This window comes from Methylobacterium sp. 001424705 (genome assembly GCF_059816145.1).
In genome coordinates, this window is record NZ_JCBANU010000053.1 from 1 (window position 1) to 10,010 (window position 10,010).

Below are 10,010 nucleotides of genomic sequence, written 5' to 3' on the forward strand. Positions count from 1 at the left end.
ATCACGCGGGTTGGGATCGAAAGCTAAAAACCGTTTATTGACGGTGGCTTATAGGCAACTGGCGGAGGGAGCGGGATTCGAACCCGCGATACCGTTTCCGGTATACACACTTTCCAGGCGTGCGCCTTCAACCACTCGGCCACCCCTCCGGTCCCGTCGCCGCGTCTCGCAGCCGCCGGGGCGGCCGGGCTTCGCGATCGCGCCGGGAGGCGTCCTGTACAAGCCGCATGGACGGCGTGCAAGCCTCGGAACGGCAAAGCTGACGATTCCCGTGCGATTTCCCCCCCCGAGGGTACCCGCCCCTCGGGGGTCGCGGCGCCGCGTTCTCAGATTCGCCGCTTTTGCAGCCGATGCGCGCAGGGCCAGGCTTCGGGAGTCGTGCTCCGCCGTGATCCGCTTCGACAACGTGACCAAGGTCTACCGGACGGACGGGCATCGCCGGACGATCCTGGAGCGCGTCTCCTTCACCCTGAAGCCGGGCACCAGCTACGGCATCCTGGGGATCAACGGCGCCGGCAAGTCGACCTCCCTGCGCCTCCTGGCCGGCACCGAGATGCCCACGAAGGGCCGCGTGGTCCGCACCACGCGCGTGTCCTGGCCCCTCGGCTTCGCCGGCGGCTTCCACCCGGCCATGACCGGGCGCGACAACATCATCTTCGTGGCGCGCATCTACGGCGAGGACCCGCGCAAGGTGCTGGAGTTCGTGGAGGATTTCTCGGAGCTCGGCAGCTACCTCGACGTGCCGATCCGGACCTACTCGTCCGGCATGGGCTCGCGCCTCGCCTTCGGCATGAGCATGGCCATCCCGTTCGACTGCTACCTCATCGACGAGGTCACGGCGGTGGGCGATGCCCGCTTCCAGAAGCGCTGCGAGGAGGCCTTCGCGGCCCGCCGGGAGAATGCCGACGTGATCATGGTCTCCCATGGCATGGACACCCTGCGCACCTGGTGCCAGCAGGGCATCGTCATCATCAACGGGCGGGCGATCGTCTACGAGAGCATCGACGACGCCATCGAGGTCTATCGCCGCCTGAACGCCTGAGTTGCGCCGGCGCGCCGGTGGCCACGGTTTTGCCGCGGCGGCTGTGCAAAGGGTGTAACCTGGCGGCGGGATGGCCGGACGACATGGAATACCGGGGCGCATGAGCATCGAAATCCGCAACCCGCAGGGTCAGCCGCTGACCACGGCCGACCGCTCGAACGCGGTGGCCGAATCCCTGAAGCAGATCGCCCGCGTCTCGCGCTTCGCCGACCGTAAGAAGGGTATCCGCTCCTACCAGAGCCACGTGAAGACGGATCCGCTGATCCCGGTGCTCTTCCTGGTCTGCTTCCTGATTCCGACCCTGGCGGCCATCGCCTATTACGGCGTGATCGCGTCGGACCGCTTCGTGATCGAGTCGCGCTTCGCCCTGCGGCCGGCCCTCGGCAACGTCGACAAGGCCTCGCCCGATCAGGTCGGCACCAATTCCGGCTCCCCCATGAAGCAGATGGTGGCGCAGGACAGCCTGATCGCGACGAACTACATCATGAGCCGGCCGATGATCGAGGCCATCGAGAAGACCTATCCCCTGCGGGAGATGTTCTCCCGGCCCGGCATCGACATCCTCTCGCGCTTCGATCCCGAGAAGCCGATCGAGAAGCTGGTCAAGTACTGGCACGAGCGGGTCCACACCAAGATCGAGTCCGGGTCGGGTATCATCCTCCTGTCCGTGAACGCCTTCGATCCGCAGGATGCCCTCAACCTCTCGAACGCGATCCTGGCCGAGAGCGAGCGCATGGTGAACGCCCTCAGCGGCCGGGCCCGCGAGGACGCGGTGCTGGAGAGCCAGCGCGAGCTCAAGCGGGCCGAGGAGCGGATGCTGAAGATCCGCACCGAGGTGGCGGCCCTGCGCAACCGCGACGGCGTCCTCGACGCGCAGAAGACCAACGAGAGCAACCTGAAGGTCCTGTCGGAGTTGCGCACGGCCCGCATCAACCTGGCCGTCCAGCTCATCCAGGGCCAGCGCGACCTCTCGCCGGAGACCCGCCGCATCCAGGACATGAAGGCCCAGATCAAGGACCTCGACGACAACATCGCGCGGATCGAGCGCCAGTCGGCCAGCGAGGATCCGGAACAGCGCCGCATCCTGGCGAACGCCCTCACCCGGTTCGAGGCCTACGACGCCGACCGGGCGGATGCGGAGAAGTACTTCGCCAAGGTGCTGGCCGCGAACGAGCGGGCGCGGATCATCGCGGAGCGCCAGATCGAGTTCTTCAGCATGATCGTTGAGCCGGTGAAGCCCGAATCCTCCCAGGAGCCCCGGCGCCTCTTGATGATCAGCCTAATCGCCGGTGGTGCCGGACTGGTGTTCGCGCTCGCGGTGGTCACCCGCAAATACTTCGCCTGACGCGGTATTTCCGCTCAGGCGGGGCGGCGGACGGCCTGGCGTTAACCCTTCGCTAACCCTGTGCTCGGCAAATCTTGCCGAGCCCTCGACCCTCGGGGGCAGCGAGGGTGACGATGAGCGAGACGGCTGCCGGCGCGCCGGCTCCGGCGGGAGGGGCCGGGGGGAGCCTCGCACAGTTCGCGAGCTTCGCGATCCCGAACCGGGCGAACCTGAACGCGCTCTCCAAGCGCACGGACCTGTTCTTCGCCACCGCCGTGATGGGCATCCTCACGGTGCTCATCTTCCCGCTGCCGGCCTTCCTGCTCGACCTGCTGCTCGCCGTCTCGATCATCATCTCGGTGCTGATCATGATGACCGGGCTGTTCATCGACAATCCGCTCGAGTTCACGGTCTTTCCGACCCTGCTCCTCGTGGCGACGCTGCTGCGGCTGGCCCTGAACCTCGCCTCCACCCGCCTCATCCTCGGCCACGGGCACGAGGGCACGGCGGCCGCCGGCCACGTCATCGAGGCCTTCGGCAACTTCGTGATGGGCGGCAACTTCGTCATCGGAATCATCGTCTTCGCGATCCTGATCATCGTGAACTTCGTCGTCATCACGAAGGGATCGGGCCGCATCGCCGAGGTCGCCGCCCGCTTCACCCTCGACGCGATGCCCGGCAAGCAGATGGCCATCGACGCCGACCTCTCGGCGGGCCTCATCGACGAGAAGGTGGCCAAGGCCCGCCGCGCCGCCCTGGAGGAGGAATCCTCCTTCTTCGGCGCCATGGACGGTGCCTCCAAGTTCGTCCGCGGCGACGCGATCGCCGCGCTGCTCATCACCTTCATCAACGTAATCGGCGGCATCATCATCGGCGTCGCCCAGCAGGGCATGCCGTTCCTGGGGGCGGCGAAGTCCTACACCCTGCTCACCATCGGCGACGGCCTCGCCTCGCAAGTCCCCGCCCTCATCGTCTCGACGGCGGCCGGCATCCTGGTCTCCAAGGCGGGCGTGAAGGGCTCGGCCGACAAGGCCCTGGGCAAGCAGCTCGCGAACTACCCCAAGGCCCTGGGCATGTCCTCGGGCGTCATGGTGCTGATCGCCCTCCTGCCCGGCATGCCGATGCTGCCCTTCCTGGCGCTCGCCGGCGCGTCCGGCTACGCCGCCTGGCACTTCGCCAAGGTCGCCCGCGAGGCGCCGCCCCTCGACGCCGACGGTGCGCCGATGGACGCCTCGGCGGTGGCCGCCGCCGCGGCCGCCAAGGAGGAAACCGTCACCGACCTCCTGAAGCTCGACGACCTCAAGCTCGAGATGGGCTACGCCCTGCTCGCCCTGGTCAACGGCCCGGAGGGCCAGGACCGCTTGACGGACCAGATCAAGGCCCTGCGCCGCCAGCTCGCCGCCGAGCTCGGCTTCGTGATGCCCTCGGTCCGGATCCTCGACAACGTCCAGCTCGACGCGAACGCCTACGTGGTGCGGGTCAAGGAGATCGAGGCCGGCACGGGCCAGATCTTCCCCGGCCAGTTCATGGCCATGGACCCGATGGGCGGACAGGTGCAGCTGCCCGGCCAGCACATGCTGGAGCCGACCTTCGGCCTCCCCGCCACCTGGATCGACGCCTCCCTGCGGGACCAGGCCCAGCTCAAGGGCTACACCGTGGTGGACGCCGCCACGGTGGTCTCCACCCACCTCACCGAGATCATCAAGGCGCACGTCTCCGAGCTTCTGAACCATGTCGAGGTGCAGAAGCTCCTGCGCGAGGTCTCGAAGGAGCATGCCGAGCTCCTCAAGGAGGTGATGCCGAGCCAGATCGGCACCACCGGCATCCAGCGGGTGCTGCAGTTCCTGCTGGCCGAGCGGGTCTCGATCCGCGACCTCGGGGCGATCATCGAGGGCGTCGCAGAGGTGGCCGGGCACGTGAAGAACCCGCGCGACATCGTCGAGCACGTCCGCGCCCGCCTCGGCCGCCAGATCTGCGCCCAGTACCAGGGGCCGGACGGCATGCTGCCGATCATCACCCTGTCGCCGGCCTGGGAGCAGGCCTTCCTTGACTCGATCGCGGGCGAGCGCGACGAGCGCTACCTGGCGATGCAGCCCTCGAAGCTCTCGGACTTCGTCAACACGGTGCGCGACCGCTTCGAGACCGCCGCCCGCATGGGCGAGATGCCCGTGCTGGTGACCTCGGTCCAGGCCCGGCCCTTCGTGCGTTCGATCATCGAGCGCTTCCGTCGCGAGACGCCGGTGATGAGCCAAGCGGAGATCCATCCCCGGGCCCGGCTCCGGACCGTCGGCTCGGTCTGAGAGGCGACCCCGCGCCCCGGCGGTGAACCGGTCTCGCGGACCATCCGGGTTCGCCGCGCGCGCCTGTCGCGGTCGGCCCCGTCGCGGGGGTGACGCGGATCAGTCTGTCGTGCCGCAGAGGTAGAATTCCTCGACGTAGCCATCCCGGAGCCAGAACAGGTTCCGCGATCGCCGCGTATAGCCGCCGGCGGCCCTGATGATCTCCGGGACGCGCAGCTGGCGGTCCGCCCGCAGGTTCATCGCCGAGGCCTCCTGATCGACCGAGTAGAAGGCCGGCGCGATCTCCTTGATGCGATCGATATAGGCCCGCCCGGTTGCCGGCGACATTTTCGGAATGGAATCCTGATTGATGACCAGTTGAACCGGGCGGCGGGATCGTTGATCATCCACCAGGGCAGGACTTGGATCCGCTCCGGGGGTTCGCCGCTCAGGGAGACGGGCAGACCGCATCTGAGCAGGAAATAGCCCTGCAGCAGGTTCGTGTAGGGCAGGTCGTAGATCGTGTAGGTTCGATCACCGCCGGCCAGATAGGCACACAGCCCGCCGAAGCCGCCTCCGATCTCCGCGATGCGCCGGAAGGGGCCTAGCGTGTCGACCCGCTAGGCGGCGTAGGCATGCATGAAGGACTGCTCGGGAAAGGCGGACCCTTGCAGGGCCACGCCGAAGGGGGCTCCGATGGCGGGGAACGCCAACGGGAAGCCCAGGACCGCTTCCACCGCGGCAACGATGTCGAGCCATTCGAGGGGGGCATCGGTGCCGCCCTGCTCCGGCGACCGGACCGGACAGACGCCGACGGCCTCGCCCAAGCGCAGCAGGCGGTCGCACCACATGGTCGCATACCGATCCGGCACGCTGCGGGCGCGGGCGGCGGTGCTCTTGCCCATGGCCAGGCCGTGGACGAGGTGCTCCTAGAGCATGTTGGCGAGGAGATCCGCCAGCAGATCGGGATCGCGCTGCGCCAGGGCCGTCTTCAACCGGATGTCGCCGGCGGTGAGCTGATCCCACATCCCGCCGGTCTTGCCGGGATCCGCGGCGGCGGAGACGTGCCAGGCCGTGATGATCCGTTCGCAGATCGCGCGGTCCGCCGCGCTCCGGGACGGCACCTCGAACCGGAAGGACGGCATCGCCCCCACTGCCCGATAGGGGTAGCGGAACAGCTCCCGACCCAGATCCGCCGTCATCGACGCCATGATCTCGGCGGAGAGGGCGTGAATCCGTCCCTCGTGCCGACCGATGTTCAGGTAGTGGTCCTCGGCGGACCGGATTTTCCGTCCTGGACCGCCGTCGCGACGTCGGGATTGAGGCGCAGATATTCCGCGGCATCGAAATCCTTCGGCAGGTCGCGGTCCTCCGTCCCGCGGCCGAATTTCAGAAGCTGCCTCATCCCGGTCCTCCGGAGCGGACGAATCCGCGCGCGATCCGTATAGCGCAGCCAGTGATCCGTCGGGGAGTCGTCGACGCGAAAGCCCCGGGAGCGGGTCCAAATGTTCGCGCCCGAAGCCGGCCGTCGCGGACCGGGCGATGCGGGTTCGATCTCCCCTTACGAGGACGGATCAGACCGGCTTCTTCTCCATGCGGCGCTCGAGGGCATGGGCGTCGAGGCCGGGGGCGGTCAAGGGCGGCTCGGGGGCGGCCGCGTCGTGGGGCTCGTCCCGCAGGGCCGAGGCGAGGCGGTTGCGCTCGTAGAGAAGCACGACCACCACCGAGATCAGGAACGGGAGCCAAAAATAGAACAGCCGGAAGACGAGCAGCGCGGCGATCACCGACGGCCGGGCGATGTCGGGCATCGCCACCACGAAGACCAGTTCGAACACCCCGAGGCCGCCGGGGGCGTTCGACACCAGGGCCGCCGAGAACGAGGCGAGGAAGACCGCGAGCACGACGAGGAAGCCGGGGTTCCCGGCCTCCGGCAGGGCGAAGTAGATGATGCCGGCGGCGCCCAGCAGCTCGAGCGGAGCGGCGATGAGCTGGCGGCCCATGATGTGCGGCCGGGGGTATTCGAGCTTGAACTTGCGGATCGTGAGCGGCTTTAGGTGCAGCAGCGAGCCCGCGACGTAGAGGGCGACGAAGGCGAGCAGACAGCAGCCGAGGATGCGGGCGGTGGCGGGGTCGGTCAGGATCGCCGGCAGGTAGCCGTTGAGGCGCGTCAGGGTGTCGGGCAGGACGGTGAGCACGAAGCCGCCGAGCAGGATGGTGCCGAGGCCGAAGGTGAAGGAGCAGAGCGCCACCAGGACCGCGACCTGGGCCGCGGAGAGGCCCTTGGCGGTGTAGGCGCGGTAGCGCACCACGGCGCCGGAGAACACCGAGGCGCCGATATTGTGCGAGAGCGCGTAGGTCGTGAACGAGCAGACCGAGACGAAGAACCACGAGATGTGGCGCACGCCGAGATGCAGGAGCGCGATCCGGTCGTACCATGCGAGCGCCGCGTAGGCGACGAGGGTCGAGAGGGCCGCGAAGAGGAAGCGGTGGACCGGAATCGCGGCGAAGCTGCCCTTGATCTCCGCCATGGAGATACCGGCCAACTCCTTGTAGAGCAGGTAACCCGAACCGATCACGGCGGCGAGGCCGATGATCGGCCAGATAAAATCGCTGATCTTCTTCATGGTGGTCCGGACACGCCCCTGTTCGGGCCCTCCCTGCACGACGATGCGCGGCATCGCAAGCAAGGTTCCGCGCGGCCCCGGCAGGGATGGCTCATCCCACGGGATCATGACGGTTTCGTGCCGGTCGCCCCGCGGGGCGCCGGCACCCCGTCCGCCTCAGGCGCGGATGCGCGAGAGGCCGATACCGTCCATGGCGGCCTGGTCGCGGGCCGCTTCGGCGACGCGCTCGGCGGTGCGCTCCCGGTCGTCCAGGATCTCGATCTTCTTCAGGTCCTCGAAGGCCTCGCCGAGCTCGGCCTTGGCCTCGGCGAGCTGCCCCTCGAGGGCGGCGGCCGACTGGCGCATGTTGTCCCGGCGCGTGGCGGCGGCCCGGGCATAGGTCGGGTAGGCGAAATGGGCCGGATCAGTGATGCCGGCGCGGCTCTCCTCATGGGCGACCTCGCGGTCGAGCTCCATTGCCATGCGGGTGAAGTCCGCCTTCATCATCTCGATCTGCGTCACGCGCCGACGCTTCTCGTCGACCTGGAAGCGTCGCAGCCGGATCAACGTGTCACGGGATTTCATGGGCGGGTTCACTCCACGCAACGCACGGCTCGCCGGTGCGCGACCGGCCGCGCCCCGGGCCCGGCATCGGGAGATGGAACCGGGGCGTCCTCTCAGGGCGCGCCGACGATCTCTGCCAGGCGACGGTAACCCTCGCCGATCGAAGTTGCTTCTTCCTTACCCTGACCCAGAAAAGCCTCCATTTCGGGCATGAGCGCGATCGCCTCGTCCACTTCCGGCGAGGCGCCCGCCCGGTAGGCGCCCAGACGGATCAGCTCCTCCATGTCGGCGTAGGTGGAGAGCAGGCGACGGGCCCGGCGCACCGTCGGCAAGTGCGAGGGGTCGCAGGCGCGGGGCATGGTGCGGGAGACGGAGCGCAGGACGTTGATCGCCGGGTAGCGCCCGCGCTCGGCGATGCCGCGCTCCATCACGATATGCCCGTCGAGGATGCCCCGGACCGCATCGGCCACGGGCTCGTTGTGGTCGTCGCCCTCGACCAGGACGGTGAACAGGCCGGAGATCGCCCCCTGCCCCGTCCCGGGCCCGGCCCGCTCGAGGAGCCGGGGCAGCTCGCTGAACACGGTGGGCGTGTAGCCCTTCGCGGTGGGCGGCTCGCCGGCCGCGAGGCCGATGTCGCGCTGGGCCATGGCGAAGCGGGTGATCGAATCGATCATGCACAGGACCTGTGCGCCCTGATCGCGAAAATATTCCGCCATCGCCAGGGTGACGTAGGCGGCGTTGCGGCGCATCAGGGCCGGCTCGTCGGAGGTGGCCACCACCACCACCGACCGGGCGAGGCCGGCGGCGCCGAGGTCGTCCTGGAGGAATTCCTGCACCTCGCGGCCGCGCTCGCCCACGAGGCCGATCACCGCCACGTCGGCGGCGGTGTAGCGGGCGAGCATCGACAGCAGCACCGACTTGCCGACGCCGGACCCGGCGAAGATGCCCATGCGCTGCCCGGCGCACATCGTCAGGAAGGTGTTGATGCAGCGGATACCGAGGTCGAGGGGCGGCCCGACCCGCTGCCGGGCATGGGCCGGGGGCGGATCGGCCCGCAGCGGATAGATCGCAGGCCCGGAGGGCAGCGGCCCGAGGCCGTCGATGGGCCGGCCGAGGGCGTCGATGGTCCGGCCGAGCCAGGCGGCGGAGGGGCGCACCGCGCCGGCGGCCTCGTCCCGCACCAGGGCCGGACAGCCGCGCCGCACTCCCTCCAGGGAGCCGAAGGGCATGGCCAGCGCCCGATCGCCCTGGAAGCCGATGATCTCGCAGGGCACGGCGCCGAGGCCGTTCTCCACCGCGATGTCGAGCCGTCCGCCGAGGCGCATGGCCGCCACCGGACCCGCCACCTCGATCAGCAGGCCGCGAATCGCCACGACCCGTCCGTAGGTCTCCAGCACCTGGATTCCCGCGAGGGCGCTGCGCGCGTCAGCCAGGCGCAAGCGTCCGACGCTAGGGTCGCGATCGGTCATCGGCGCATCTCTCAACCATTCGTTTACCTCCCTCCTTAACACTGTGTGCATCGGGCTTGTAGCGCGCCGCCGGCTCACGCCGGGACGTAAAAAATTTTCGTTCGGCCGACGACATTCCGGTGCCGTTGTTCCGGAGAGACAGCGCGCAACAAGCCCATGCGGGTGAGGCACTTGAGGGGACATGCGAAGGTTTCGCATCATGCCCGAAGACGGTCGGACGAGAACAGATCGTCAACGGTTCGAAGCGTGGCCTGGCCGCGGGTCCAATTGGGTGCTTGCGTCCGTGAAACAGGGTTTGTTAACGATTAACGAATAGCGTTTCACGTCATTGACGAGGGAGCGTTCGCCACGGGCCGGTGGCGAACGAACGGCGGGGGCTTGCCCGTACGCTGCACACGGCCGGCTGGGCTGGGGACCGACGATGCGGGTACTTCTGATCGAGGACGACAGCGCGACCGCGCAGAGCATCGAGCTGATGCTCAAGTCCGAGAGCTTCAACACCTACACCACCGATCTCGGTGAGGAGGGGATCGATCTCGGCAAGCTGTATGATTACGACATCATCCTGCTCGACCTGAACCTGCCCGACATGTCGGGCTACGAGGTGCTGCGGAACCTCCGCGTCGCCAAGGTGAAGACGCCGATCCTGATTCTCTCCGGCATGGCCGGCATCGAGGACAAGGTGAAGGGCCTCGGCTTCGGCGCCGACGACTACCTGACCAAGCCCTT

At 68.3% G+C, this 10,010-nt stretch carries 11 protein-coding genes and 1 tRNA gene; 4 read left to right on the forward strand and 8 right to left on the reverse strand.

Annotated features, from left to right (window positions below; all coding sequences use genetic code 11):
- Positions 1–59: 59 nt before the first annotated feature.
- Positions 60–149: transfer RNA gene (locus tag AC6EUL_RS22325), tRNA-Ser, on the reverse strand.
- A 239-nt stretch (positions 150–388) separates the two neighbouring features.
- On the opposite strand from AC6EUL_RS22325, the gene AC6EUL_RS22330 reads away from it, so the two are divergent.
- The 3 genes from AC6EUL_RS22330 to flhA all read left to right on the forward strand — a co-directional run bounded on the left by AC6EUL_RS22330 (position 389) and on the right by flhA (position 4,666).
- The gene (locus tag AC6EUL_RS22330) at positions 389–1,042 is read left to right on the forward strand and encodes an ABC transporter ATP-binding protein (protein ID WP_055953674.1); all 654 of its coding nucleotides are present in this window, start codon (positions 389–391) and stop codon (positions 1,040–1,042) included.
- Between the two features lie 100 nt (positions 1,043–1,142).
- Entirely contained in the window at positions 1,143–2,387 is a 1,245-nt protein-coding gene (locus AC6EUL_RS22335) for a KpsE/RkpR family capsule polysaccharide export protein (RefSeq protein ID WP_499872775.1), read from the forward strand.
- A 113-nt stretch (positions 2,388–2,500) separates the two neighbouring features.
- The gene (flhA, locus tag AC6EUL_RS22340) at positions 2,501–4,666 is read left to right on the forward strand and encodes a flagellar biosynthesis protein FlhA (RefSeq protein ID WP_056222579.1); all 2,166 of its coding nucleotides are present in this window, start codon (positions 2,501–2,503) and stop codon (positions 4,664–4,666) included.
- Positions 4,667–4,765: 99 nt separating this feature from the next.
- Here the strand turns inward: flhA and AC6EUL_RS22345 are convergent, their stop codons facing one another.
- The 7 genes from AC6EUL_RS22345 to fliI form a co-directional block, all read right to left on the reverse strand.
- Entirely contained in the window at positions 4,766–4,993 is a 228-nt protein-coding gene (locus AC6EUL_RS22345) for a hypothetical protein (protein ID WP_499872777.1), read from the reverse strand.
- Between the two features lie 272 nt (positions 4,994–5,265).
- Positions 5,266–5,550 carry a hypothetical protein gene (locus AC6EUL_RS22350; protein WP_499872779.1) on the reverse strand — a complete coding sequence of 95 codons (285 nt, stop codon included), beginning with the start codon at positions 5,548–5,550 and terminating at the stop codon, positions 5,266–5,268.
- 24 nt (positions 5,551–5,574) lie between these two features.
- On the reverse strand, positions 5,575–5,847 hold the full coding sequence (locus AC6EUL_RS22355; protein ID WP_499872781.1) for a hypothetical protein: 273 nt from the start codon (positions 5,845–5,847) through the stop codon (positions 5,575–5,577).
- Positions 5,848–5,903: 56 nt separating this feature from the next.
- Entirely contained in the window at positions 5,904–6,050 is a 147-nt protein-coding gene (locus AC6EUL_RS22360; protein ID WP_499872783.1) for a hypothetical protein, read from the reverse strand.
- Positions 6,051–6,219: 169 nt separating this feature from the next.
- Positions 6,220–7,269 (reverse strand): lysylphosphatidylglycerol synthase domain-containing protein, encoded by a 1,050-nt coding sequence (locus tag AC6EUL_RS22365; protein WP_499872785.1) that lies wholly within the window; start codon positions 7,267–7,269, stop codon positions 6,220–6,222.
- A gap of 156 nt (positions 7,270–7,425) precedes the next feature.
- Positions 7,426–7,833: a flagellar export protein FliJ gene (gene fliJ / locus AC6EUL_RS22370; RefSeq protein WP_056222585.1), complete on the reverse strand. Its 408-nt coding sequence runs from the start codon at positions 7,831–7,833 to the stop codon at positions 7,426–7,428.
- Positions 7,834–7,925: 92 nt separating this feature from the next.
- Positions 7,926–9,281: a flagellar protein export ATPase FliI gene (fliI, locus tag AC6EUL_RS22375; RefSeq protein ID WP_499872787.1), complete on the reverse strand. Its 1,356-nt coding sequence runs from the start codon at positions 9,279–9,281 to the stop codon at positions 7,926–7,928.
- Positions 9,282–9,702: 421 nt separating this feature from the next.
- Between fliI and AC6EUL_RS22380 the strand changes: the two genes are divergently transcribed.
- On the forward strand, positions 9,703–10,010 hold a 308-nt coding region (locus AC6EUL_RS22380), incomplete at its 3' end, for a response regulator (protein ID WP_499872789.1).